Source organism: Streptomyces sp. NPDC047028 (assembly GCF_040644095.1).
Lineage (GTDB): Bacteria > Actinomycetota > Actinomycetes > Streptomycetales > Streptomycetaceae > Streptomyces.
Genome location: NZ_JBEYVS010000002.1, coordinates 1 through 24543 on the forward strand (window position 1 = coordinate 1; position 24543 = coordinate 24543).

The 24543-nt window shown below is 70.7% G+C and carries 22 protein-coding genes, 1 rRNA gene and 1 riboswitch; of the genes, 13 read left to right on the top strand and 10 right to left on the bottom strand.

Annotation, left to right across the window (positions count from 1 at the left end; all coding sequences use genetic code 11):
- From rrf to ABZ854_RS02190, 11 genes are all read left to right on the top strand, one after another.
- Positions 1-95 (top strand): 5S ribosomal RNA (gene rrf / locus ABZ854_RS02140); the annotation flags it as partial.
- Positions 96-202: 107 nt separating this feature from the next.
- Positions 203-811 (top strand): CDP-alcohol phosphatidyltransferase family protein, encoded by a 609-nt coding sequence (locus ABZ854_RS02145; RefSeq protein ID WP_361202817.1) that lies wholly within the window; start codon positions 203-205, stop codon positions 809-811.
- 114 nt (positions 812-925) lie between these two features.
- Positions 926-3421 (top strand): mannose-1-phosphate guanyltransferase, encoded by a 2496-nt coding sequence (locus ABZ854_RS02150; RefSeq protein WP_361202820.1) that lies wholly within the window; start codon positions 926-928, stop codon positions 3419-3421.
- Between the two features lie 120 nt (positions 3422-3541).
- Positions 3542-4459: a DUF881 domain-containing protein gene (locus tag ABZ854_RS02155; RefSeq protein WP_361202823.1), complete on the top strand. Its 918-nt coding sequence runs from the start codon at positions 3542-3544 to the stop codon at positions 4457-4459.
- Positions 4456-4788, top strand: a complete 333-nt coding sequence (locus ABZ854_RS02160) for a small basic family protein (RefSeq protein WP_003988855.1) — start codon at positions 4456-4458, stop codon at positions 4786-4788. Before ABZ854_RS02155 ends, ABZ854_RS02160 begins: the two co-directional genes overlap by 4 nt.
- Before the next feature lie 5 nt (positions 4789-4793).
- Positions 4794-5687 (top strand): DUF881 domain-containing protein, encoded by an 894-nt coding sequence (locus ABZ854_RS02165; RefSeq protein ID WP_361202826.1) that lies wholly within the window; start codon positions 4794-4796, stop codon positions 5685-5687.
- A 190-nt stretch (positions 5688-5877) separates the two neighbouring features.
- Complete coding sequence (locus ABZ854_RS02170; RefSeq protein ID WP_361202829.1) at positions 5878-6708, top strand: FHA domain-containing protein; 831 nt, start codon at positions 5878-5880, stop codon at positions 6706-6708.
- A 41-nt stretch (positions 6709-6749) separates the two neighbouring features.
- Positions 6750-7496, top strand: coding sequence for a MerR family transcriptional regulator (locus ABZ854_RS02175; RefSeq protein ID WP_361202832.1), 747 nt, complete (start codon positions 6750-6752; stop codon positions 7494-7496).
- Between the two features lie 99 nt (positions 7497-7595).
- Positions 7596-8069 carry a bifunctional nuclease family protein gene (locus ABZ854_RS02180; protein WP_026253112.1) on the top strand — a complete coding sequence of 158 codons (474 nt, stop codon included), beginning with the start codon at positions 7596-7598 and terminating at the stop codon, positions 8067-8069.
- A 220-nt stretch (positions 8070-8289) separates the two neighbouring features.
- The gene (locus ABZ854_RS02185) at positions 8290-8934 is read left to right on the top strand and encodes a MerR family transcriptional regulator (RefSeq protein ID WP_361202835.1); all 645 of its coding nucleotides are present in this window, start codon (positions 8290-8292) and stop codon (positions 8932-8934) included.
- A gap of 54 nt (positions 8935-8988) precedes the next feature.
- The gene (locus tag ABZ854_RS02190; RefSeq protein ID WP_361202838.1) at positions 8989-10437 is read left to right on the top strand and encodes a DNA polymerase IV; all 1449 of its coding nucleotides are present in this window, start codon (positions 8989-8991) and stop codon (positions 10435-10437) included.
- Positions 10438-10474: 37 nt separating this feature from the next.
- Here the strand turns inward: ABZ854_RS02190 and ABZ854_RS02195 are convergent, their stop codons facing one another.
- A complete protein-coding gene (locus ABZ854_RS02195) occupies positions 10475-10846 on the bottom strand; it encodes a PRC-barrel domain-containing protein (RefSeq protein ID WP_361202841.1) in 372 nt (123 codons plus the stop codon).
- Between the two features lie 119 nt (positions 10847-10965).
- Positions 10966-11060: riboswitch (glycine riboswitch) on the top strand.
- Between the two features lie 174 nt (positions 11061-11234).
- Between ABZ854_RS02195 and gcvP the strand changes: the two genes are divergently transcribed.
- The gene (gcvP, locus tag ABZ854_RS02200; protein WP_361202844.1) at positions 11235-14120 is read left to right on the top strand and encodes an aminomethyl-transferring glycine dehydrogenase; all 2886 of its coding nucleotides are present in this window, start codon (positions 11235-11237) and stop codon (positions 14118-14120) included.
- A gap of 77 nt (positions 14121-14197) precedes the next feature.
- On the opposite strand, the gene ABZ854_RS02205 is transcribed toward gcvP, so the two are convergent.
- The 9 genes from ABZ854_RS02205 to ABZ854_RS02245 form a co-directional block, all read right to left on the bottom strand.
- The gene (locus ABZ854_RS02205) at positions 14198-14617 is read right to left on the bottom strand and encodes a TOBE domain-containing protein (protein ID WP_129310472.1); all 420 of its coding nucleotides are present in this window, start codon (positions 14615-14617) and stop codon (positions 14198-14200) included.
- Between the two features lie 28 nt (positions 14618-14645).
- Entirely contained in the window at positions 14646-15761 is a 1116-nt protein-coding gene (locus ABZ854_RS02210) for an ABC transporter ATP-binding protein (protein WP_361202848.1), read from the bottom strand.
- A 1-nt stretch (position 15762) separates the two neighbouring features.
- The gene (locus ABZ854_RS02215) at positions 15763-16620 is read right to left on the bottom strand and encodes an ABC transporter permease (RefSeq protein ID WP_361202850.1); all 858 of its coding nucleotides are present in this window, start codon (positions 16618-16620) and stop codon (positions 15763-15765) included.
- Positions 16617-17435, bottom strand: a complete 819-nt coding sequence (gene modA, locus ABZ854_RS02220) for a molybdate ABC transporter substrate-binding protein (protein ID WP_361202853.1) — start codon at positions 17433-17435, stop codon at positions 16617-16619. The genes ABZ854_RS02215 and modA overlap by 4 nt, the downstream gene beginning before the upstream one ends.
- A gap of 190 nt (positions 17436-17625) precedes the next feature.
- Positions 17626-18021, bottom strand: coding sequence for a helix-turn-helix transcriptional regulator (locus tag ABZ854_RS02225; protein ID WP_361202856.1), 396 nt, complete (start codon positions 18019-18021; stop codon positions 17626-17628).
- Positions 18022-18087: 66 nt separating this feature from the next.
- Entirely contained in the window at positions 18088-20040 is a 1953-nt protein-coding gene (locus tag ABZ854_RS02230; RefSeq protein ID WP_361202859.1) for an amino acid transporter, read from the bottom strand.
- A 336-nt stretch (positions 20041-20376) separates the two neighbouring features.
- Entirely contained in the window at positions 20377-20907 is a 531-nt protein-coding gene (locus tag ABZ854_RS02235) for a universal stress protein (protein ID WP_361202862.1), read from the bottom strand.
- 259 nt (positions 20908-21166) lie between these two features.
- A complete protein-coding gene (locus tag ABZ854_RS02240) occupies positions 21167-21370 on the bottom strand; it encodes a DUF5999 family protein (protein ID WP_129312157.1) in 204 nt (67 codons plus the stop codon).
- A 280-nt stretch (positions 21371-21650) separates the two neighbouring features.
- Complete coding sequence (locus ABZ854_RS02245) at positions 21651-22235, bottom strand: hypothetical protein (RefSeq protein WP_361202865.1); 585 nt, start codon at positions 22233-22235, stop codon at positions 21651-21653.
- 564 nt (positions 22236-22799) lie between these two features.
- Between ABZ854_RS02245 and ABZ854_RS02250 the strand changes: the two genes are divergently transcribed.
- The gene (locus ABZ854_RS02250) at positions 22800-24317 is read left to right on the top strand and encodes a glutamate--cysteine ligase (protein ID WP_361202868.1); all 1518 of its coding nucleotides are present in this window, start codon (positions 22800-22802) and stop codon (positions 24315-24317) included.
- The last annotated feature ends 226 nt before the right edge of the window (positions 24318-24543 follow it).

The following is a 24543-nucleotide window of genomic DNA, read 5'->3' on the forward strand; positions in this document are numbered from 1 at the left end:
AAACGCCCGGTTACATTCCGAACCCGGAAGCTAAGCCTCACAGCGCCGATGGTACTGCAGGGGGGACCCTGTGGGAGAGTAGGACACCGCCGAACTCCTTTTGAAGCTCCGGCTCTTGGGCACTGCCCAGGGGCCGGAGCTTTTTTGCGTTGAGGTAGGGTCGGGGAGCATCGTTGGCTCGTTTCGCACAGGAGGCCCCCGGGTGGAGGTCCAGGAGACCCGTGTCCAGACGGACCGGGTCCTCACCATCCCCAACATCCTCAGCATGGCACGGCTCGTCGGCGTACCCGTCTTCCTGTGGCTGATTCTCCGGCCGGAGTTCGGTGGCCCCAAGAGCGACGGCTGGGCTCTCCTCGTGCTGGCGTTCAGCGGGGTCAGCGACTATCTGGACGGCAAGCTCGCGCGCCGCTGGAACCAGATCAGCAGCCTCGGCCGGCTCCTCGACCCCGCCGCCGACCGGCTGTACGTCCTCTCCACGCTGCTCGGGCTCACCTGGCGGGAGATCCTGCCGCTGTGGCTGACCGCCCTCCTGCTCGCGAGGGAGCTGATCCTCCTGGTGATGGTGGGCATCCTCCGCCGGCACGGCTACCCGCCGCCGCAGGTGAACTTCCTCGGCAAGGCGGCCACGTTCAACCTCATGTACGCCTTCCCGCTGCTGCTGCTCAGCGACGGCACGGGCTGGATCGCGTCAGTCGCCGCCGTTTTCGGATGGGCGTTCGCCGGATGGGGTACAACCCTCTATTGGTGGGCAGGAGTGCTCTACGTGGTACAAGTCCGCCGTCTCGTTCGTGCGGACGCCATGGCCGATTGAGCTCGGCGATTGTCCGGACGTATCTCTCCGATGGCCTGCCGCGGAAAAGTGCGCGACAATCTTGACGGGTGAAGTCGGCTAGACCGTCGTCTCTTGGAGGAGGACGCTTCCGACATGAAGGCCGTCGTGATGGCCGGAGGCGAAGGCACGCGCCTGCGCCCCATGACCTCGAGTATGCCCAAGCCGCTCCTGCCCGTGGCGAACCGCCCGATCATGGAGCATGTGCTACGGCTGCTCAAAAGGCATGGGCTCTCCGAGACCGTTGTCACCGTGCAGTTCCTGGCATCGCTCGTCAAGAACTATTTCGGTGACGGCGAGGAGCTCGGAATGGAGCTCACCTATGCCAATGAGGAGAAGCCACTCGGTACCGCCGGAAGCGTCAAGAACGCCGAAGAGGCGTTGAAGGACGACGCTTTCCTGGTGATCTCCGGTGATGCCCTCACGGACTTCGACCTCACGGACCTCATCAATTTCCACAAGGAGAAGGGCGCGCTGGTCACCGTCTGCCTGACCCGCGTGCCGAATCCGCTGGAGTTCGGCATCACCATTGTCGACGAGGAAGGCAAGGTCGAACGCTTCCTGGAGAAGCCGACCTGGGGTCAGGTCTTCTCCGACACCGTCAACACGGGCATCTACGTCATGGAGCCCGAGGTGTTCGACTACGTCGAGGCCGACGTGCCCGTCGACTGGTCCGGCGACGTCTTCCCGCAGCTGATGAAGGAAGGCAAGCCGATCTACGGCTATGTCGCCGAGGGCTACTGGGAGGACGTGGGCACCCACGAAAGCTATGTGAAGGCGCAGGCCGACGTCCTCGAAGGCAAGGTCAACGTCGACATCGACGGATTCGAGATCTCGCCGGGCGTCTGGGTGGCCGAGGGCGCCGAAGTGCATCCCGACGCGGTACTGCGGGGGCCGCTCTACATCGGTGACTACGCCAAGGTCGAGGCCGGCGCGGAAATCCGTGAGCACACCGTCGTCGGATCCAACGTGGTCGTCAAGAGCGGCGCCTTCCTGCACAAGGCCGTCGTCCACGACAACGTGTACGTCGGACAGCACAGCAATCTGCGCGGCTGCGTCGTCGGCAAGAACACCGACATCATGCGTGCCGCGCGGATCGAGGACGGCGCCGTCATCGGCGACGAGTGCCTCATCGGTGAAGAATCGATCGTTCAGGGCAACGTCCGGGTCTACCCGTTCAAGACGATCGAAGCCGGCGCCTTCGTCAACACGTCGGTCATCTGGGAGTCCAGGGGCCAGGCCAACCTGTTCGGGGCTCGCGGCGTCTCCGGCATCCTGAACGTGGAGATCACGCCCGAGCTGGCCGTACGGCTCGCCGGCGCGTACGCGACGACCCTGAAGAAGGGCTCCACGGTCACCACGGCCCGCGACCACTCCCGCGGTGCCCGTGCGCTGAAGCGGGCGGTGATCTCGGCGCTCCAGGCCAGTGCCATCGACGTACGGGACCTGGAGAACGTGCCGTTGCCCGTGGCGCGGCAGCAGACCGCGCGCGGCAGCGCCGGCGGGATCATGATCCGTACCTCGCCCGGCGTCCCGGACTCCGTCGACATCATGTTCTTCGACGGCAACGGGGCGGATCTCTCCCAGGGCAGTCAGCGCAAGCTCGACCGTGTGTTCGCGCGCCAGGAGTACCGGCGGGCGTTCCCCGGTGAGATCGGTGACCTCTACTTCCCGGCGAGCGTCTTCGACTCGTACACCGGATCGCTGCTGCGGAACGTCGACATCACGGGGATCGCGGACTCCGGTCTGAAGGTCGTCGTGGACGCCTCCAACGGCAGCGCCGGCCTGGTGCTGCCCAGTCTGCTCGGCAAGCTCGGGGTGGACTCGCTGACCATCAACCCCGGCCTGGACGAGTCCAGGCCCACCGAGACGGCCGAGGTGCGGCGCAAGGGCCTGGTGCGGCTCGGTGAGATCGTGGCGTCCTCCGGTGCCGCGTTCGGCGTGCGGTTCGACCCCGTGGGCGAGCGGCTGTCGCTCGTCGACGAGAAGGGCCGGATCATCGAGGACGACCGGGCCCTGCTGGTGATGCTCGACCTGGTCGCCGCCGAGCGGCGCAGCGGACGGGTGGCGCTCCCGGTGACCACGACCCGGATTGCCGAGCAGGTGGCCGCCTATCACGGCACCCAGGTCGAGTGGACCACCACCTCTCCCGACGACCTCACGCGCGTGGGAGGCGAAGAGGGCACCATCTTCGGCGGCGACGGCAAGGGCGGCTTCATCGTCCCGGAGTTCAGCAGTGTGTACGACGGCACGGCGGCCTTCGTACGGCTGATCGGGCTGGTGGCGCGGACGCAGCTCACGCTGAGCCAGATCGACGCCCGGATCCCGCGGGCACACGTCCTCAAGCGGGACTTGGCGACGCCGTGGGCCGTCAAGGGTCTGGTGATGCGGCGCGTCGTCGAGGCGGCCGGGGACCGCTCTGTCGACACGACGGACGGCGTACGGGTCGTGGAGACCGACGGACGCTGGGTGATGGTGCTGCCCGACCCGGCCGAGGCGGTCACCCACCTGTGGGCCGAAGGCCCGGACGACGCGTCCGCGCAGGCCCTGCTGGACGAGTGGTCGGCCGTCGTGGACAGCGCCGGACGGTAAGCCCCGCACGGCGGGACGCCGAAACGTCTTCCACGCGCGCGTGCCGGACAAGTGCCCCCAAGGGGGCCTGTCCGGCATGCGGGTGGGGCCGTTCGGAGGTACTCCCGGCGACATGCGACGATGTGCGGCATGCCGCAGCAACCCCCCGTTCGGAGCAGCCCCACCCGGCCGCGGCGTCCGGACGCCTCCATGTCGTTGATCACCAACGTCATGGACCACAGCCTGGACGACGGGTATGCCGAGGCTGCCGCCCGGAAGACGTCCGAGGGCGGAGGCGGTCTGCCGAAGACCCTCAGGGCGAAGCTGGGCTTGGCCGTCGGTCTCGTCCTCACGGCGCTCGTCGTCACCGTCGGGGCGGCACAGGCGCACCACGCCGCGCCCGTGGTGGCCAAGGAGCGGACGGAACTGATCGACCGCGTCGACAGCGAGACGGCGTCGGCGGACAAGCTGCAGACCACGGTCGACAAGCTGCGTGACGACGTCAGCGCACAGCAGCGGGCGGCCCTGAAGCAGAGCGGCGGCAGCGCCCAGGCGGACCTCGTGGGCCTGTTGTCGGGCGCCACGGCCGTGCACGGCCCCGGTGTGAAGCTCGTCGTGAACGACGCCAAGGAAGCCAGCACCGGTGGCGACGGCACCAACCCGCGCGAGACGTCCGGGTTCTCCGACACCGGGCGGGTGCGCGACCGGGACATGCAGCGGGTGGTCAACGGGCTGTGGGCCTCCGGCGCCGAGGCCGTCTCCATCAACGGCCAGCGGCTGACGTCCCTGTCCGCGATCAGGGCCGCGGGAGACGCGATACTGGTCGACAACAGGCCGCTGGTGCCGCCGTACACGGTGCTGGCGGTGGGGGACGGGGAACGGCTGAGCACCCGCTTCCAGGACAGTGCCGACGGCCTCTACCTGCACGCGCTGGAGCAGAACTACGGCATCCGGGCGACCATCTCCACCGAGGGCGACGTCCGCTTGCCCGCGGCACCGAGCGTGATCGTACGCACCGCGCAGCCGACCACCGAGAAGACTGAGAAGGGCACATCGTGATCGCCGTACTGGGCCTCGTCGTGGGAGTCGTGGCCGGACTGTTGGTCCGGCCCGAGGTTCCGGCGGTCGTCGAGCCTTATCTGCCGATCGCCGTCGTCGCGGCGCTGGACGCCGTGTTCGGCGGCCTGCGGGCCATGCTCGACGGCATCTTCGACGACAAGGTGTTCGTGGTGTCGTTCCTGTCGAACGTGGTGGTGGCCGCGCTGATCGTGTTCCTGGGCGACAAGCTGGGTGTCGGCGCCCAGCTGTCCACCGGGGTCGTGGTCGTGCTGGGCATCCGCATCTTCTCCAACGCCGCGGCGATCCGCCGGCACGTCTTCCGGGCGTGAGGCCGATGAGCGAGAAGGACGAGCAGCCGGAGAACAGGCTGCGCAGGGAGCTGCCCGACGAGGTGCCCGCGCCCGCCCCGCGCGCCGAGGTCCCGCAACCGACCGGGGACGGGGACGACCGGGACACGCCCGGGGGACCCGGGAAGCCCGAAGGGGCGCCCGAGCCGGAGGAGACTCTGACCGGACGCGGACGGCTGCTGAAGGGCCTGTGGCCGCCGCGGCTCACCCGCGCCCAACTGATCGTCGCGCTCCTGCTGTTCGGCCTCGGCTTCGGTCTCGCCGTGCAGGTGGCGTCGAACAGCGACACCGACAGCGCGCTGCGGGGCGCGCGCCAGGAAGATCTCGTCCGCATCCTCGATGAACTCGACGACCGCACACAGCGTCTCCAGGACGAGAAGCAGGGACTCGATAAGCAACGCCAGGAGCTGCAGAGCAGCTCCGACCAGGCATCGGAGGCCCGCAGACAGACGGCCGAGAAGGAGAAGCAACTCGGCATTCTGGCGGGCACCGTGGCGGCGCAGGGTCCCGGCATCACGATGACGATCGAGGACACGAAGGGGACGGTCCAGGCGGACATGCTGCTCGACGCGGTCCAGGAGCTGCGCGCGGCCGGCGCGGAGGCGATCCAGGTGAACGGCGTACGCGTGGTCGCCGGCACCTATCTGACGGACTCCGGCAAGAGCGTGAGCGTCGACGGGAACAAGATCAGTGGCCCGTATCGTTTCAAGGTCATCGGGAAGCCGCAGGACCTGGAGCCGGCGCTGAACATTCCCGGAGGCGTGGTGCAGACGCTGGAGAAGGAGCAGGCCACGGTGACGGTCGAGCGATCGACCAAGATCGTCGTGGATGCCTTGCGGCAGGCGAAGCGGCCTGACTACGCTCGGTCGTCCTCCCCGTGACCCGCCGGTGCATGGGGGGTGTCCGGCAGGGGCATGAGGTTGCGGGGGGTCGGCGCACCGAAGAGGTGGTGCGTGGTGGAAACTGTTTGGCGGATACGGACGTTGTGAGGATGTCCGGGTCGGCCGGTGTAGGCAATCAGGGTTCGTCCTGCCCCACGGGCGGGTCTGTTTCGGTCAAGGGGAATCGCCCGTGAAGTTGTTTGCGAAGTTGTTCGGCAAGAGCGCGCGAGAGGACAGCGACAACGCGACCGCTCGTCATCGCGCACAGCCTGACGCAGAGGGGCAGCGCCCCCTGTTCCGCGACCAGGTCGCTGGTCCGGGCGGTGACATTTCCGGAGGTCGGGGCGCGGCGTCTGTTGACCCTGCGCAGTCCGGCGGCATAGGTTTCGGGCAACCGTCAACCTCAAGTACGGGTGGAGGGTTTGGTCCCGGCCCGTACGCGTCCAATGCCCCGGCGGGGCAGCCGCGGCAGGAGGATCCGTCCATGTCGGTCCTGGTGTGTACGAGGTGCGGTAACCGCAACGCGGAGAACGCCCGGTTCTGCTCCAACTGCGGTGCTCCCCTGCGGGCGGGGGCGACGCCGGAGCGGCCGTCCGAGACGACGTCGACCATCTCCATCTCCGGCCTCGAGGCGTACGACGCCGAGGTGACCGGTCAGACGCAGATGCCGATGCTCTCCCCGGAGGCGCAGGCGGCAGTGGACGCGCTGCCGCTGGGCTCGGCGCTGCTGGTGGTGCGCCGCGGGCCGAACTCGGGCAGCCGCTTCCTGCTGGACAGCGACCTGACCACGGCCGGCCGGCATCCGCAGAGCGACATCTTCCTGGACGACGTGACGGTGTCGCGCCGTCACGTGGAGTTCCGGCGCTCCCCGGACGGCTCGTTCACGGTGGCCGACGTGGGCAGCTTGAACGGCACGTACGTCAACCGCGAGCGGATCGACCAGGTCGCCCTGTCGAACGGTGACGAGGTGCAGATCGGTAAGTACCGGCTGGTGTTCTACGCGAGCCGGCAGGGCATCTGACCGTCCCCCGGACCCGGTTCGGGGGACCCGAGGGAAGGTCCATGCGGCGATCACCGAGCGGCGGTGCCGGAAGTGGTACCGCCGCCAGGGACAGTGGGCTGATGAGCATCGGCACGGTGCTGAACGTGCTGCGCGACGAATTCCCCGAAGTCACCATCTCCAAGATCCGTTTCCTGGAGTCCGAGGGGCTCGTCGAACCGCAGCGGACCCCTTCGGGCTACCGCAAGTTCAGCGCCCAGGACGTCGAGCGCCTCGGTCACGTCCTGCGGATGCAGCGGGACCACTATCTGCCGCTCCGGGTCATCCGCGAGCATCTGGACGCCATGGAGCGGGGCGAGGCGGCCCCGCTGCCGCTGGTGGGGCGACAGCGGACCGGTGAGGCCGTACCGGAACCGTCCGAGGCGCCCGTGGCGCCCGCGGTGGCCAGAATCGGGCGGGCCGACCTGCTGGCCGCCGCCGGCATCGACGAGGGCGCACTCCAGGAGTGGGAGTCGTACGGCCTCATCGCTCCCGTGCAGGACGGGGCGTACGACGCGGAGGCGGTCACCGTGGCCTCTCTCGTCGCCGAGCTGGGCCGCTTCGGGATCGAACCGCGCCACCTGCGGGTGATGAAGGCCGCCGCCGACCGAGAGGCGGGCCTGGTCGACCAGGTGGTGGCCCCCCTGAAGCGCCACCGCAACCCGCAGACCAGGGCTCATGCCGAGGAGCGGACGAAGGAACTGGCGGCGCTCGCCGTCAGGCTGCACGCGGCGCTGGTGACGACCGCGCTCGGGATCCGGCTGCCCTGACGAGGCCGCGGGGCCTATTCGTCCGCCCGCACGGCCGGATCGGCCACCTGTTCCCGGCCCGACTACCCAAACGTCCCGAGCACGGCCTAGGGTTGCTGTGTGAACGAGCTCGATGTCGTAGGTGTCCGGGTGGAAATGCCCTCCAACCAACCGATCGTGCTCCTGCGCGAAGTGGGAGGCGACCGTTACCTCCCCATCTGGATCGGGCCGGGGGAGGCGACGGCGATCGCCTTCGCCCAGCAGGGCATGGCCCCCGCCAGGCCGCTGACCCACGACCTGTTCAAGGACGTGCTGGAGGCCGTCGGCCAGGAGCTGACCGAAGTGCGCATCACGGACCTGCGTGAGGGCGTCTTCTACGCGGAGCTGGTGTTCGCCAGCGGGGTCGAGGTGAGCGCGCGCCCCTCCGACGCCATAGCGCTGGCCCTGCGGACCGGCACGCCGATCTACGGCAGCGACACCGTGCTCGACGACGCGGGCATCGCGATCCCGGACGAGCAGGAGGACGAGGTGGAGAAGTTCCGCGAGTTCCTCGACCAGATCTCGCCCGAGGACTTCGGCACCAGCAGTCAGTGAGGGACGCGGCGGCACACGCCGACGCGATGGCACATGCCGACGGTCTGTGAGAGCGTCCTACGGCCCCCCGCGAGCGCATTCGGCTAGCCTTTCCCCGCGGTGGGACACGGGAAACCACTCCTAGGGTGATTATCACTCGGCGTGCCGAGTGTGGCGATCGTTGACGCACCCCCGGTGACTGCCTACCGTCGAGAGGGCAGGTCAAGTGACGGAGGTCGGCGTGAGAAGCAGCGGCGACGGTACGGCTGGGGGTGCCCCCGGACGCGTATTCGGGGAGAGCGGTCCGTACCCGCTTCACGGCAACGCGGCCGATCACGCTCCGCAGCGACCGACGGCGGTGCCGAACGGCGGAGGGGCGGCGTCCATGACGTCCGAGCAGATCGGCTACCGGGGCCCCACGGCCTGTGCGGCCGCCGGCATCACCTACCGGCAGCTCGACTACTGGGCCCGCACCGGCCTCGTCGAACCGAGCGTACGGCCCGCGTACGGGTCGGGCACACAGCGTCTCTACAGCTTCCGGGACGTCGTCGTCCTGAAGATCGTCAAGCGGTTCCTGGACACCGGGGTCTCCCTGCAGAACATCCGGTCGGCCGTGCTGCACCTCAGGGAATGCGGCTTCCGCGACCTGGAGCGCATGACGCTGATGAGCGACGGCGCCACCGTCTACGAGTGCACGTCCCCGGACGAGGTCCACGCGCTGCTCCAGGGCGGTCAGGGCGTCTTCGGGATCGCCGTGGGCGTGGTCTGGCGCGACGTGGAGAGCGCCCTCTCCCAGCTGCACGGTGAGCGGATCGACACCGGGGAGACCCTCGTCGGGCCCAACCCGGCGGACGAGCTGGCCAGGCGGCGCAACCGGGCGGTCTGAGGGGCGCCACCCGGTACCGGGTCATTGTCAGTGGTGTGGTGCAGCATCGGAGATGTGAGAAACGCGCCCACGATCCTGCATCTCGACATGGATGCCTTCTACGCCTCGGTGGAGCAGGCGGCGAAGCCGAGCCTGCGGGGGAAGGCCGTCGTCGTGGGCGGGCTCGGGCCGCGCGGTGTGGTGGCCACGGCGTCGTACGAGGCGCGGGTGTTCGGGGTGCACTCGGCGATGCCCACGGCCCAGGCGCGGCGGCTGGCACCGAACGCCGCGTACCTCGTGCCGCGGTTCTCGGTGTACCGGTCGATCAGCGAGCAGGTGATGGCGCTGCTGGGGGAGCTGTCGCCGCTGGTGGAGCCGCTGAGCCTGGACGAGGCGTTCGTGGACCTGGAGGCCGCGGGAGCGGCCTGGGACGAGGAGTCGGCGCGGCGGACCGGGGTGAAGCTGCGGGCGGACATCCGGGCGGTCACCGGGCTCACGGGGTCGGTGGGGCTCGCTGCGTCCAAGATGCTCGCGAAGATCGCCTCCGAGGAGGCCAAGCCGGACGGGCTGATGCTGATCGAGCCGGGCTCCGAGCGGACCCTGCTCGGGCCGATGCCGGTGCGGACCCTGCCCGGCGTGGGGCCGGCGACCGGCGACCACCTGCGGCGGGCCGGGATCACCACGGTCGAGGAGCTGGCCGAGGCCGGTGAGGACGAACTGGTCCGGCTGCTCGGGAACGCGCACGGGCACGCGCTGTACGCGATGGCGCTGGCGCGCGACGACCGGCCCGTGGTGTCCGACCGGGAGACCAAGTCGGTGTCCGTGGAGGACACCTACGACGTCGACATTCACGACCGGCTGCGGGTCGGCATGGAGGTGCGGCGGCTCGCGGAGCGGTGCGTGCGGAGGCTGCGCGAGGCCCGGCTGTCGGGGCGGACGATCGTCCTGAAGGTGCGGCGGTACGACTTCTCGACCCTCACGCGGTCCGAGACGCTCCGTGGGCCCACGGACGATCCGGCGGTCGTCCGGGAGGCGGCCGCGCGGCTGCTGGAGTCCGTGGACACGACGGGCGGGGTACGGCTGCTCGGAGTGGGGGTGACCGGGCTCGCCGACTACACGCAGGAGGACCTCTTCGCCCAGGCGGCGGGGGAGGGCGGGGCGGAGCCGGCGGAGGAGGTCGTGGCCGAGCCCTCGGCGGCGGAACCGGAGTCGCCCGCCGAGCGTCACTGGCGGGCCGGGCAGGACGTGCGGCACGCGGAGCACGGCCAGGGGTGGGTGCAGGGCAGCGGCGTCGGCAGGGTCACTGTCCGGTTCGAGACGCCGTACTCGGGGCCGGGGCGGGTCCGGACGTTCCCGGCGGACGATCCGTCGCTCGAGCCGACGGAACCGTTGCCGCTGGTCCCGGCCCCCCTCGCCCCCTCACCTGCCCCTCTGTCGGACACCGGCCGCCACCGGACTCCACCCCGGACCCCGTCGGACCTCTCCGGGGAGCCGGCGACGGAAGTGTCCTCCAGGGCCCCTTAGGGGACTGGCCGGGTCGTGGGGAGCGGGGTAGGGGTGGTCAGGGGTTTTCCGGGCCTGCCAGTTTGCCGAAGGTGTGGTCCGGGACGGAGGGAGGTGGGGCCACGTCCAGGCCGTAGTGGTGGTACAGCTGGAGTTCCTGTTCGGGGGAGAGATGGCGGCCGACACCGAAGTCGGGGGCGTCCTTGATCAGGGCGCGGTCGAAGGGGACGTGCAGGGAGCCCTCGACCAGCTCGCTGGGCTCCAGGGGGACGAACGCGTCCCGGGAGAACAGTCCGGTCCGTATGGCCGCCCACTCGGGCACGCCGGTCGCGTCGTCGAGGTACACCTCGTCGATGGTGCCCAGCTTGGTGCCGGAGCTGTCGAACGCCTTGCGGCCGATCAGGTTGCGCGGATCGATGTCGGTCTGCACGGTCCCTCTCCCTCCACGTGGTCGCAACTCATCCGTAAGCACTACAAAAGAGCACATTCAAGGGCGCGGCCACTCGAAGGCTCGTGCGCCGCCCCCGCTGGTACCCTGGCAGCGGCTGCTGACCCCGCGCGGGAGAGTCCTCCGACCACTTCGGAGGCGCCGAAGGAGCAAATCCTCCCCGGAATCTCTCAGGCTCACGTACCGCACGGACGAGGTCACTCTGGAAAGCAGGGCGGGCGTCGACGGCTTCCGCTCTCACCGACGGTGAAAGCCGGGGCTCTCGGGCGCCCGGTGAAGCTCTCAGGTTGAGATGACAGAGGGGGAGGCCGTCGGGGTACCCGTGCCGGGGTGCCCCTCGAAGGTCGCGTCAGACCAGGAGGCCTCCGCAATGACCGCCCATCGCATTCCGCTCTCGGATCTCGAAGCGGGCATCCCCTTCGAGCAGCGCCACATCGGCCCGGACCACGAGGCGCGGGCCAAGATGCTCGCCCACGTCGGCTACGGCTCCCTCGACGAGCTGACCGCCGCCGCGGTCCCCGACGTCATCAAGAACGCCGACGCCCTGGACCTGCCGGGCGCCCGCACCGAGGCCGAGGTGCTCGAAGAGCTGCGCACGCTCGCCGACCGGAACCAGGTCCTCGGCTCTATGATCGGCCTGGGCTATTACGGGACGTTCACCCCGCCCGTCATCCTGCGCAACGTCATGGAGAACCCCGCCTGGTACACGGCCTACACGCCGTACCAGCCCGAGATCTCCCAGGGCCGCCTGGAAGCGCTGCTGAACTTCCAGACCGTGGTCGCCGACCTGACCGGCCTGCCCACCTCCGGCGCCTCCCTGCTCGACGAGGGCACCGCCGCCGCCGAGGCCATGGCGCTGTCGCGCCGCATGGGCAAGAACAAGAAGGGCCTGTTCCTGGTCGACGCGGACACGATGCCGCAGACCATCGCCGTGATCGAGACCCGCGCGGAGCCGACCGGCGTGGAGATCGTGGTCGCCGACCTCAGCGACGGCATCCCGGCCGACATCGCCGCACGCGAGATCAACGGCGTGCTGCTCCAGTACCCGGGCGCCTCCGGTGCCGTACGCGACCTCAAGCCCGTCATCGACCAGGCCCACGAGCTCGGCGCGCTCGTCACCGTCGCCGCCGACCTCCTCGCGCTCACCCTGCTGACCTCGCCCGGTGAGCTGGGCGCGGACATCGCCGTCGGCACCACCCAGCGCTTCGGCGTGCCCATGGGCTTCGGCGGACCGCACGCCGGCTACATGGCCGTGCACGAGAAGTTCGCCCGCAGCCTGCCCGGCCGGCTCGTCGGTGTCTCCGTGGACGCGGACGGGCACAAGGCCTACCGGCTCGCCCTGCAGACCCGTGAGCAGCACATCCGCCGCGAGAAGGCCACCAGCAACATCTGCACCGCCCAGGTGCTGCTCGCCGTGATGGCCGGCATGTACGCCGTCTACCACGGCCCCGAGGGGCTGCGGGCCATCGCCCGGCGGACCCACCGGTACGCCACGATCCTCGCCGCCGGTCTGCGGGCGGGTGGCGTCGAGGTCGTCCACGGCACCTGGTTCGACACCCTCACCGTCAAGGTCGGGGGCCGGGCCGCCGAGGTCGTCGACGCCGCACGCGCAGGCGGCGTCAACCTGCGCCTCGTGGACGGCGACCTCGTCTCGATCGCCTGCGACGAGACCACCACACGCGCCCAGCTCCGCGCCGTGTGGTTCGCGTTCGGCGTGGACGGCGCCATCGACGCGCTCGACGCCGCCACCGAGGAGGTGCTGCCCGAGGCGCTGCTGCGCACCGACGACTACCTCACGCACCCGGTCTTCCAGGAGCACCGCTCCGAGACCGCCATGCTGCGCTACCTGCGCAAGCTGGCAGACCGGGACTACGCGCTCGACCGCGGCATGATCCCGCTGGGCTCCTGCACGATGAAGCTCAACGCGACCACCGAGATGGAGCCGGTCACCTGGCCCGAGTTCGGCCAGCTGCACCCCTTCGCCCCCGCCGAGCAGGCGCAGGGCTACCTCACCCTGATCCACGAGCTGGAGTCCCGGCTCGCCGAGGTCACCGGCTACGACAAGGTGTCCCTGCAGCCGAACGCCGGTTCCCAGGGCGAGCTGGCCGGCCTGCTCGCCGTGCGCGGCTACCACCGTGCCAACGGCGACGAGCAGCGCACCGTCTGCCTCATCCCGTCCTCCGCGCACGGCACCAACGCCGCCAGCGCCGTGATGGCCGGCATGAAGGTCGTCGTCGTCAAGACCGCCGAGGACGGCGAGATCGACGTCGAGGACCTGCGCGCGAAGATCGAGAAGCACCGCGACGAACTCGCCGTTCTGATGATCACCTATCCGTCCACGCACGGGGTGTTCGAGGAGCACGTCGCCGACATCTGCGCCCAGGTCCACGAGGCCGGCGGGCAGGTTTACGTCGACGGAGCCAACCTCAACGCCCTGGTCGGTCTCGCCAAGCCCGGCCACTTCGGCGGCGACGTCTCCCACCTGAACCTGCACAAGACCTTCTGCATCCCGCACGGCGGCGGCGGCCCCGGCGTCGGCCCGGTCGCCGTACGGTCGCACCTGGCGCCGTACCTGCCGAACCACCCGATGCAGCCGGAGGCCGGCCCGGCCACGGGCGTCGGACCGATCTCCGCGGCCCCCTGGGGCAGCGCGGGCATCCTGCCGATCTCGTGGGCGTACGTCCGCCTGATGGGCGGCGAGGGCCTGAAGCGGGCCACGCAGGTGGCCGTGCTCTCCGCGAACTACATCGCCAAGCGCCTGGAGCCGCACTTCCCCGTGCTCTACACCGGCCCCGGCAACCTGGTCGCCCACGAGTGCATCATCGACCTGCGCCCTCTGACCAAGGCGACCGGCGTGAGCGTGGACGACGTGGCCAAGCGGCTCATCGACTACGGCTTCCACGCGCCGACCATGTCCTTCCCGGTGGCCGGCACGCTGATGATCGAGCCGACGGAGTCGGAGGACCTCGCCGAGATCGACCGGTTCTGCGACGCGATGATCGCCATCCGCGCGGAGATCGAGAAGGTCGGCGCCGGCGAGTGGCCCGCGGAGGACAACCCGCTGCACGGCGCGCCGCACACCGCGGCCGCGCTGGGCGACACGTGGGAGCACGCCTACACCCGCGAGGAGGCCGTCTTCCCCGCCGGTGTCTCGGCCGCCGACAAGTACTGGCCGCCGGTGCGCCGGATCGACCAGGCCTTCGGCGACCGCAACCTGGTGTGCTCTTGCCCGCCGCTGGACGCGTACGAGGACTGAGACGCCCTCCGCGCAGGCAGTTTGAACGGCCGTTCGAGGCCCCCGTCCGGATCCGCCGGGCGGGGGCCTCGCCCGTGTCAGGCGGTGGCCAGCGCCACCTCGGTCGACTTGATCAGGGCGATCACGGAGGAGCCCACGAAGAGACCGAGGTCCTCGGCCGCCTCCTTCGTGATCGCCGCCGTGACCTCGGTGCCGTCCAGAGCGATCTTCACCGTGGCCATCACCTCGCCGATGGCGAGGTGGGTGATCGCGCCGGACAGCCGGTTGCGGATCGACAGGCCCTCGACGGGGCCGGTGGCGAGGGACACCTCGGTGGACTTCACCAGGGCGCGGACGGCCGAGCCCGGGGTGAGGCCGAGGTCCTCCACGGCCTCCAGGGTGACGGCCGCCGTGAGGTCGTGGCCGGCCGCCAGACGGATCTTGACGGTGGCCATGACCTCACCGGGGTGTACGGCGGTCACGGTGCCGGGGAGCTGATTGCGGATGCTCAGGGTCATGGGCACCCACCGTAGAGCCCGTGTCCGGTCAGGCCGGGTATGCGTGCGTCTGCGTCGCCTTGACGGTCGCCCAGACCGACGCGCCCGGGTGCAGGTCCAGCTCGGCGGCGGCGACCGTGGTGAGGTCGGCGGCGAGGGGAAGACCGCCGGAGAGATCGGCGCGGATCTGGTCGCCGTGCGTCTCCAGGCCGGCGACCTCGCAGCGCCACAGGTTGCGGGCGCTCGCCCCGGTCGGCCGGTCCCGGAACAGGGTGACCGCGCCCGGCGGGAACGCCACGAACACCGGCCCGGACAGGTCCTCCGTGGTGGTGATCACGGGCCCCGCGTCCAGCCGTACCGTGTGCCCGTCGGCGTGCCCGCGGTACAGGTTGAGGCCGACGAGCTGGGCGATGTAGTCCGTGCGCGGGCGGCGGGCGATGTCGGACGGGACGCCCTCCTGCACGACGTGCCCGTCCTCGACCACGACGAGTCGGTCCGCCAGCACCATCGCGTCCAGCGGGTCGTGTGTCACGAGTACGGCGACGGCCTCGAACTCGGCGAGATGCCGGCGCAGCTGGGCCCGGACCTCCAGGCGCGTCCGCGCGTCCAGGGCGGCCAGCGGTTCGTCCAGCAGCAGCAGGCGGGGGCGGGTGGCCAGCGCGCGGGCCAGCGCGACCCGCTGCGCCTGACCGCCGGAGAGGCGGCGCGGCTTGGCGCCGGCGTGGCCGGCGAGGCCCATGCGCTCCAGCCAGACGGCGGCCTGCGCGCGGGCCTCGGCCTTCCCGGCGCCGTGGCAGCGCGGGCCGAAGGCCACGTTGTCCAGCGCGGACAGGTGCGGGAAGAGCAGATAGTCCTGGAAGACCACCCCGACCGGGCGGGACTCGGGCGGGGTGCGCTTCAGCGAGGCGCCGTCCAGCCGCAGATGGCCCTCCGTGAGCGGGACCAGACCGGCGAGCGCGCGCAGGGCGGTCGTTTTTCCGGCCCCGTTGGGGCCCAGCAGCGCGACCACGTCACCGGGGGCGGCGGCCAGGTCGACGTCGAGCCGGAAGGAGCCGCGCTCGACCACGAGCCGGGCATCGAGTCCCTCATTGCCGCATGCGGCGGCCGGGGCGCCGTTCGGGGGCGCGGCGTCCGGGGCGGACGTCACCTTGGGTGCGCGCGTCATGTCAGACCCCCGTCATCCAGCGGTCGCGCAGGCCCGCCAGCACCGCGATCGACACGGTGAGCAGGACCAGGCTGAGAGCGATGGCGGCGTCCGGGTCGTTCTGGAGGGCGAGGTAGACGGACAGCGGCATCGTCTGGGTGCGGCCGGGGAAGTTGCCCGCGAAAGTGATCGTCGCCCCGAACTCGCCGAGCGCGCGCGCCCACGCCAGAACGGCGCCCGCGGCGATGCCCGGCGCGATCAGGGGCAGCGTGACCCGGCGGAACGCGGTGAACCGGGAGGCGCCGAGCGTGGTGGCCGCCTCCTCGAAGCGGGGATCGGCGGCACGCAGGGTGCCCTCGACGCTGATGACCAGGAACGGCATCGCGACGAACGCCTCCGCGAGCACGACGCCCGTGGTGGTGAACGGCAGGGTGATCCCGAACCAGGCGTCCAGCCACTGGCCGACCACCCCGTTGCGGCCCAGGGCCAGCAGCAGGGCCACACCGCCGACCACCGGCGGCAGCACGAGGGGGAGAGTGACCAGGGCCCGCACGAGACCCCGGCCGGGGAATTCGGTGCGGGCCAGCAGCCAGGCGAGGGGCACGCCCAGGACGAGGCTCATCGCGGTCGCGGACGTCGCGGTGACCAGGGAGAGCCGGAGCGCCTGCCACACTTCCGCGCTGGTCAGCTGGTCCGGCAGGCTGTGCCAGGGCGCGCGGACGAGCAGCGCGACCAGGGGCAGCAGCAGGAACACCAGCGCCAGCACCCCGGGGAGCAGCAGCGGCAGCGGCACTCCGCGCCGGCCGCCGCGGCCACGTCGGCGCCGCGTCCCGCCGGGGAGGCGGCGGGCCGCGGCGCCGGGCTTGTCGAGCGAGGTCATGCCTTGAGGAATCCGTCCTCCGCCAGCACCTTCTGGCCCTCGGCGGAACGCACGAACGCGATGAAGGCATTGGCGGCCGCCGCGTTCTTCCCGTTCTTCAGCCGGGCGATCGGGTAGTCGTTGATCGCCTCGGCGGACTCGGGGAACTCCACGCCCTGCACCTTGTCACCGCCCGCCTTCACATCCGTCCGGTAGACCACGGCGGCGTCGGCCTCCTTCAGCTCCACCTTGGTCAGGGCGCTCTTGACGTCCTGCTCGTAGGAGACCGGCGTGAGCTTCAGGTGACTGGCGTCCAGGGCCTTCTGGGCGGCCGCGCCGCAGGGCACGGTCTTCGCGCACAGGACGACCTTGAGGCCGGACCCGGTGAGGTCCTTCAGGGAGGACACCTTGTGCGGGTTGCCGGGCACGGTGGCGATCTCCAGCTGGTTGCGCACGAACGGGACGGGAGCGCCGGCCGTGTCTTTCTTGCCTGTCACGATCGCCATCGTCTTCGGGCTGGCGGAGGCGAACACGTCGGCGGGCGCGCCGCTGGTGATGTTCGCGGCGAGGCTGTCGCTGCCGCCGAAGCTGAAGCTGACCCTGGTACCCGGGTGCTGCTTCTCGAAGTCCTTGCCCAGCGTCGTGAAGCCCTCCTGGAGGGAGGCGGCCGCGAACACGGTGACGGTGCCGGAGATCTTTTTGGAACCCGACGCGCCGGACGAGCCGGACGAGCCGGTGTCGTCGGAGGACGAGCAGGCACTGAGCGCCAGCAGGGCGGCGGCCCCGGCACCGGCCAGCTGCAGGGTCCGGATCCGGTGCACGGAACGGGTCGTCACGGAGGTACTCCTCGGCATGTAGGGAAACTGCGTCGCGCCCTGCCACGGCCGGGTGCCGGCCATGTGCCGATGATACTGCCGCATCTGCCAGCCAGAAGTCTGCTGTCCTATTGCATGAGCGATGTGCTGACGGGGGTGGGCTCGTATGTGCGTTTGTACGGCGTCGGGCCGAAGGTGGTGAGGGAGGTGCTCAGACCCGGTCGATATGTACGTTCGTCGACTTCACGCGGGCGGTGGCCTCCATGCCGACCTCCAGGCCGAGTTCCTCGACGGCCTCGCGGGTCAGCAGGGAGACCAGCCGGTGCGGGCCCGCCTGGATCTCCACCTGGGCGGCGACGTCGCCGAGTTTGATCGCGGTGACGATGCCGGGGAAGGCGTTGCGGGCGGAGGTGTAGGGGGCGTCCTCCTCGGTGCCGGCCGCCTTGGCCAGTTCGACCGAGAAGGCGGCGAGGTCGCCGCCGCCGATGAGGCGCCGCCCCGACTCGTCGCGATGCGTGGTCACCCGGCCGGCGTCGGCCCAGCGGCGGGCGGTGTCCGGGCTGACGCCGAGCAGCCGCGCGGCCTGACCGATGGTGTAGGACTGCATGCCGGACACGATAGGCGGCCGGGGCGGCACCCGCGGACCGGGGTGATCGAAAGATGTCGGACCGACTCAGCCGGTGTGTACCCGCGGCCGCCTCTCCCGGTCCGGCTCCGCCTCGCGCAGTACCTCGCGGGTGACCGGGGCGACCTCGCCCTGGCCGAACAGGAAGAAGCGCAGGAAGTTCCGGAAGGGGTTGCCTTCGGTCCACTCGAAATAGATGTGCGGGGTGCAGCCGGTGAGGTCCCGGACGTGCAGCAGGAGCGCGGCGAGGGCGTTGGGGATGGACGCGGACTCCACGGCCAGGATGCGGTAGCGCCCGTGCAGCACCTCGCCGCGCACGGTCAGGCACGCCTCGAACTCTGAGGGGTCGGTGACCGTGACCTCGACGAAGACGAAGTCGTCCTGCTCGGGCATGTCGTTGTCGGCCCGGATCTGCTCGATCTTGTCGCGGTACTCGGCCTTGTCGCGGTGGCCGGGGTCGTTGGCGATGAACCGCATCCGGCGGCTGGCCATGTCGCGGACGAAACGTTCCGCCATCGGGTCCATCGCCACGCTCGTCACCCGCAGCTCGAAGGCGCGGGCCAGCCGGGACAACAGGGAGACCAGGATGATGCCCGCGATGAAGCAGGCACCGATCTTCACACCGTCCGGGCGTTCGATGACGTTCACGACGGTGGTGTAGAGGAACACCGCCGAGATGACCCCGAATCCGATGGTCCAGCCCCGCTGCCGCGCCTTGCGGGAGGCGATGGTCACCGCGATCGCCGCCGAGCTGATCAGCACCAGCACACCGGTGGCGTAGGCGCCGCCCTGCTTGTCGACGTTGGCGTCGAAGATCCAGGTCACCAGGAAGGCGACCAGCGTGAAGACGATGACCATCGGGCGCACCGCCCGCGCCCAGTGCGGTGCCATGCCGTAGCGGGGCAGATAGCGCGGCATGAGGTTGAGCAGCCCGGCCATGGCGGAGGCGCCGGCGAACCACAGGATGGCGATGGTGGAGATGTCGTAGACCGTGCCGAAGGCGCTGCCGAGGTACTGGTGCGCCATGTAGGCGAGGGCCCGGCCGTTGGCCTTGCCGCCCGGCTTGAACTCGTTCTCCGGAATCAGCAGCGTGGTGATGAAGCTGGTGGCGATCAGGAAACAGCTCATGATCAGGGCGGCGGTGGTCAGCAGCTTCTTGGTGTCCCGGATCCGGCCCGCGGGACGCTCCTCGGTGTCGCCCTCGTCGCCCCGCACGTGCGGCATGACGGCGACGCCGGTCTCGAAGCCCGACAGGCCGAGGGCGAGTTTCGGGAAGACGATCAGGGCCACGCCGACCATCACGAACACGTTGCCGTGTTCCGTGGTGAGCGCGCTCGTCCAGTCGGTGACGACGTGCCCGGCGGTGAGCACGTGCCACAGCCCGTCGAGCACGACGACGACGTTGAGCGCGAGGTAGACGCCGACCAGGGCGACCGCGACGCCGACAGCCTCCAGGAAGCCCTTGAGGAACACCGCGCCGAGCAGCGCCACCAGGAACAGGGTGATCAGCAACTGTTTGCCCTGGAGGAGGTCCGTCAGATGCGGGTTCTCCACCAGGTGGGTGGAGGCGTCGGCGGCCGACAGGGTGATGGTGATCAGGAAGTCGGTGGCCGCGAAGCCCAGCAGGGTGAGGACGAACAGTTTGCCCTGCCAGAACGACAGCAGCCGCTCCAGCATCGCGATGGACCCCTCGCCGTGCGGGCTCTCCTCCGCCACCCGGCGGTAGACCGGCAGGGCACCGGCCAGGGTGACGATCACCAGCACGATGGTCGCCACCGGTGACAGCAGACCGGCCGCCAGGGCCGCGATGCCGGGCTGGTAGCCGAGGGTCGAGAAGTAGTCGACACCCGTCAGGCACATCACGCGCCACCAGCGCTGGCCCTGGTGCGGCGGCTCCGGCTCGGTGTGGGGGCCCGTGTGGCCGCCGTTCCTGCCCATGTCGGACAGCCCCTCCAGCATCCAGGCGCGCATGCGGCTGGGAGGGTGCTCGGTCGTGGCCATCGGCGTGCTCCTGGTGTGTGGCTCAGCTCTTTCCGGCCATCACACGGACGGCGGCACCAGCGTAAGCAGAGAGTGATGCGCGGGCCCATGGATCGGGGGCCCGGTGGGCGTCAATCCTGCGTTAAGAATGCCCCCGCACGAGGAGCGGCGCATCAAAGGCGAAGGTCGGGGCGCCGATTCCGGCGCGTACGACGGCCCGGCGGGCGCCTGAGCCCGGGCGCTGGCCGCAGACACCGAGTGTCATCGTCGGCGCGGCCGCCGCGCTCAGGCCTGGACACCGCGTACACGCCTGACGCGGCCGCCGGGTGGACCCGCACGGCGAGAACGGCGATGGCGTCACAGCTCCCGGGTGTCCATCCGCCGGTGCCAGGCGTTGCGCCGGTGGACGGCCATCAGGGCCGACGCCAGCGGGGACGGCGGTACCGCGAGGACCGGGCAGACGGCGTGCGCCAGGCAGTGCCGCGACACCCGGCCGGAGAAGGCGCGCCGCAGACCGCGCCGGCCGGCGCCCACGACCAGCAGGTCGGTGTCCCGGTCGGCCGTCGCCACCAGTGCGGGACCCGGCAGGCCGCGGACGACGACGGGGTGCGCCGTCACGCCCGGGCCGTCCTCGCCGAAGATCTCGTCGAGGACCGAGGCCAGCCGCTGTTTGGCGAGCCGCTGCCAGTCCTCGGTCAGCAGTCCGGAGGTGGCGGTGCGACGCGTGGCCGCCTCTCCGCCCGGCGGTTCCCAGGCCAGCACCGGCCACAGCTCGGCTCCCAGTCGGCGGGCCAGCGCGGTGGCGCGGCGCAGGGCCGTGACGCTGCCGAGGGAGCCGCTGACACCGACCACCACCCGGGCGGTCGGCGAGGTGCCGTAACCGGACATGACACCACCCGTTCCTCGCGCGGTCCACGGGCTCCTCCCGCGGACGGGCTGCCGCGGGGCCTGTCTCCCGTTCCCCCCTCCATCCCACTCCCGCGCGCCGGATCCGACCAGTCGACGGATCCAGTCGGCGGCGCTGCGACAGCGGACGGTCACGAGGCGTAGCCGCTCTCGGACATTCGTCGGGGCCGGTGCGCACCGATGGCGGTGCGGCCGGCCCCTTCGGATCACCGGGCGGAGCGGCGGACCGCCCGGGGCGCGCTCAGGCCGCCGTCATCACGTGCTCCGCGCCGAGCCGGTGCGGAGCGATGACCTGGCCGTCGGGCAGAAGCTCGCCGGTGTCCTCGAAGAGCAGGACGCCGTTGCACAGCAGACTCCAGCCCTGCTCCGGGTGGTGCGCCACGAGACGGGCGGACTCCCGGTCGGCGGATTCGGCTGGCGGGCACGGCGGCTGGTGCTGGCACATGGGTGGGATCTCTCGCTCTGTCGTGGTCATGTCCGTCCCCCGTTGTGATAAGTCGGTCGGAACCCAGTGTTGCCCTCAGGGCGTCATTCCGCAGGGATTTCGCAGCACCGCTCCTCACAGGTTCATGACGCGTCACCCGCGCGGACGGTTCAGTACAACTGCACTGTCCCTTTGGGTGGTTCGGGGTGACCGGAAAGGGCTAGTCCACCCGGGCCCGGCGCACGTGTACCCCGCATCCCTCCCGGGAGGCGGGGTACACGCGTCGTCCGGACGGTCGGGGTCAGGCCGGCGAACCGAGGAGAGGGGCGGGAGTGGCGCGGAGCGTGAGCACCGGCAGCAACTCGGCGACGTGGTGCGGGCGGTGGGCGAAGATGCCGGGCGGCGCGGGGGCGAGCGGGACGAGCAGGTCGGTGGCGGCCGGATGGCCCTCGGCGGCGTCCGCGGTGATGTCACCGTGCAGCCAGAGGGTGAGCATGTACAGGCCGGGCACCGACAGCAGCCGCGGCTGGTACGGCAGCGGCAGCGACTCGGCCTGCTGGAGGGCGCGCTCGGTCGACGCCAGGTACGGGCCCTCGAAGAAGTGGGAGAACGCCCAGCCGTCGGGCGTCAGCATGGTCTCCGCCGCGGCCACGGCACGGTCGCCGCAGCGGATCAGGAAGCGCCAGCCGGCCAGCCGGGTCGCGGACAGACCCTGTGCGGTGATCCGGTCCAGCACGTGCACGGGCAACGGGAGTTCGGGTGTCACGGGTCCCTGGGCTGCGCGCAGGGAGGGAGTTCGGGCCTCACGGACCGCGGTGGGGGAACCGAGGGCCGTACGGACGGAGCGCAGTGCGGGCGCGGGAGCAGGGGGCACGTGCAGCGGCATGGTGGGTCGCCTCTCGTTCGACAGGCGCGGCGGCGCGAGGAGGGTGGGGCGGACGGCGCTGTCAGCTCACGGGGAGGTCAGAGAGGCGGGGCCCGGTCGGAGAACGAGGGTGCGTCGGGGGGCCCGCCGTCCGTCGTCCGACGGCGGGAACGCGGCACGGCCAGGACCGGGGGCGCCAACCTTTCTGCCTTCCGAAGTTTATACGACACGTGTTCAGGCCCTGTTTCGTCTACCGGATTCCCGTGCACCCGGCAAGGGTCTATTCGGTCGCCGATTCGCGTTCCTCGTCCCGATTTCCCGACCCACGCCGCACGGTTGACCTCGGAATATGCTGCCGCCGCGGTCGGCCGAATGTCGTCGGCGTTTTTCACGAGACCCACGGGGCACCCGAAGATGCGTGATGCATCATGCCTCGTGAATGTGCCCCGCGGCACATTCCGACAGACTAGCGGGCACCGGGTCCGCGCGGGACGTTATCGATCGCATTCGCTGGGCATCATCCCACCGGACCCGGGACCCCGGCGGCCGGACAAGCGGCTCGCCCAGCCGAGGAGGGACACGTCGATGGGCGAGAAGGTCGTGGCAGGCGAGTTCGACCTGTCCGATCGCGGGCGGTACCGCGAAAAGCTCCGTAAGTGCCTGACGGGGCTTGAGCGCCTGCTGGTCGAGAAGCGGTTCGACCGCCCGAGGAACCTCATGGGAGTCGAGATCGAATTGAATCTCGCCGGTCTCGACGGCATGCCGAAAATGTTGAACGGCGAGGTACTGGAGCGCATCGCGAGCCGGGATTTCCAGACAGAACTCGCCATGTTCAACCTCGAAGTCAACATCGCCCCCCACCCGCTGGGCGGCCGGGTATTCGACCGGCTCGCCGAGGAGATGCGCACCGCGCTCGCCTACGCCGACCGGAAGGCCGGGGAGGTGGACGCCGGCATCGTCATGATCGGCATTCTGCCCACTCTGGACCGGGACGACCTGGTCTCCTCCAACCTGTCCGAGGTCGACCGCTACACCCTGCTCAACGACCAGATCGTGGCCGCCCGCGGAGAGGAGTTCCTGCTCGACATCGAGGGCGTGGAGCACCTCACCTGCACCTCGAAGTCGATCGTCCCCGAGGCCGCCTGTACGTCCGTGCAACTGCATCTCCAGGTCACCCCCGGCCGGTTCGCCGACGTGTGGAACGCGGCGCAGGTGGCCTGTGCCGCGCAGATCGCCGTCGGCGCCAACTCGCCGTTCCTGTTCGGGCGCGAACTGTGGCGCGAGTCGCGGCCGCCCCTGTTCCTGCAGTCCACCGACACGCGGGCGCCGGAACTCCAGGCGCAGGGTGTACGGCCGCGGACCTGGTTCGGGGAGCGGTGGATCACCTCCGCGTACGACCTGTTCGAGGAGAACCTGCGCTTCTTCCCCGCCCTGCTGCCCATCTGCGACGACGAGGATCCGCTGGACGTCCTCAACGCCGGCGGCATCCCCTCGCTCGCCGAACTCGTCCTGCACAACGGCACGGTGTACCGGTGGAACCGGCCCGTGTACGGCATCGCGGACGGCGTGCCGCACCTCAGGGTGGAGAACCGGGTGCTGCCGGCCGGGCCTACCATCACCGACGTCATCGCCAACGCGGCCTTCTACTACGGCCTGGTCCGCGCCCTCGCCGAGGAGTCGCGCCCGGTGTGGACCCGGCTGCCGTTCCAGGCGGCCGAGGCCAACTTCGACGCGGCGTGCCGGTACGGCATCGACGCCCGCTTCGTCTGGCCCCGGCGAGGACGCCACGGCGGTACGGCCGAGGTCGACGCGGTGACCCTGGTCCGCGACGAGCTGCTGCCGCTGGCGTCCGCCGGGCTCGACGCGTGGGGGATCGAGGCCGCCGACCGGGACCTCTACCTGGGCGTCATCGAGGAGCGGTGCCGCCGCCGGGCCAACGGAGCGTCCTGGCAGGCCGCCACGTTCCACCGCGCCCTGGAACAGGGCCTCGGCCGGGACGCCGCCCTGGCCGCCACGACCCGTAGGTACGCCCAGCTGATGCACACGGGGGAGCCGGTCCACACGTGGCCCGTGGGACTCCCGGAGCCGGCACCCCTGGGTTGAGACACCGCAGGCCGGGACCGACGCCCGGTGCCCGGCGTCGTGGCCCGACTGCCGCCCTCCGGGCGCGGAGCCGTACCGGCGGACGGGGCAGCCGGACGCCGTGGAGACCGCCGGCCCGCACCGCGGGGGGTGAGCGCCGTCGCGGCGGGCCACAGGGGACCGAGGGACGGTCGGGCTGAGGTGGTGGTTGCGGCGCTGTGCCGCCGGGGCCCGTGACGGTACGCCG

Bases quoted from the DNA above. Each gene is read 5' to 3' on its own strand.
- ABZ854_RS02150 (WP_361202820.1), top strand. From the start codon at position 926: ATGAAGGCCGTCGTGATGGCCGGAGGCGAAGGCACGCGCCTGCGCCCC.
- ABZ854_RS02155 (WP_361202823.1), top strand. From the start codon at position 3,542: ATGTGCGGCATGCCGCAGCAACCCCCCGTTCGGAGCAGCCCCACCCGG.
- ABZ854_RS02165 (WP_361202826.1), top strand. From the start codon at position 4,794: ATGAGCGAGAAGGACGAGCAGCCGGAGAACAGGCTGCGCAGGGAGCTG.
- ABZ854_RS02175 (WP_361202832.1), top strand. From the start codon at position 6,750: ATGCGGCGATCACCGAGCGGCGGTGCCGGAAGTGGTACCGCCGCCAGG.
- gcvP (WP_361202844.1), top strand. From the start codon at position 11,235: ATGACCGCCCATCGCATTCCGCTCTCGGATCTCGAAGCGGGCATCCCC.
- ABZ854_RS02205 (WP_129310472.1), bottom strand. From the start codon at position 14,617: ATGACCCTGAGCATCCGCAATCAGCTCCCCGGCACCGTGACCGCCGTA.
- ABZ854_RS02210 (WP_361202848.1), bottom strand. From the start codon at position 15,761: ATGACGCGCGCACCCAAGGTGACGTCCGCCCCGGACGCCGCGCCCCCG.
- ABZ854_RS02215 (WP_361202850.1), bottom strand. From the start codon at position 16,620: ATGACCTCGCTCGACAAGCCCGGCGCCGCGGCCCGCCGCCTCCCCGGC.
- ABZ854_RS02225 (WP_361202856.1), bottom strand. From the start codon at position 18,021: ATGCAGTCCTACACCATCGGTCAGGCCGCGCGGCTGCTCGGCGTCAGC.
- ABZ854_RS02230 (WP_361202859.1), bottom strand. From the start codon at position 20,040: ATGGCCACGACCGAGCACCCTCCCAGCCGCATGCGCGCCTGGATGCTG.
- ABZ854_RS02235 (WP_361202862.1), bottom strand. From the start codon at position 20,907: ATGTCCGGTTACGGCACCTCGCCGACCGCCCGGGTGGTGGTCGGTGTC.
- ABZ854_RS02240 (WP_129312157.1), bottom strand. From the start codon at position 21,370: ATGTGCCAGCACCAGCCGCCGTGCCCGCCAGCCGAATCCGCCGACCGG.
- ABZ854_RS02245 (WP_361202865.1), bottom strand. From the start codon at position 22,235: ATGCCGCTGCACGTGCCCCCTGCTCCCGCGCCCGCACTGCGCTCCGTC.
- ABZ854_RS02250 (WP_361202868.1), top strand. From the start codon at position 22,800: ATGGGCGAGAAGGTCGTGGCAGGCGAGTTCGACCTGTCCGATCGCGGG.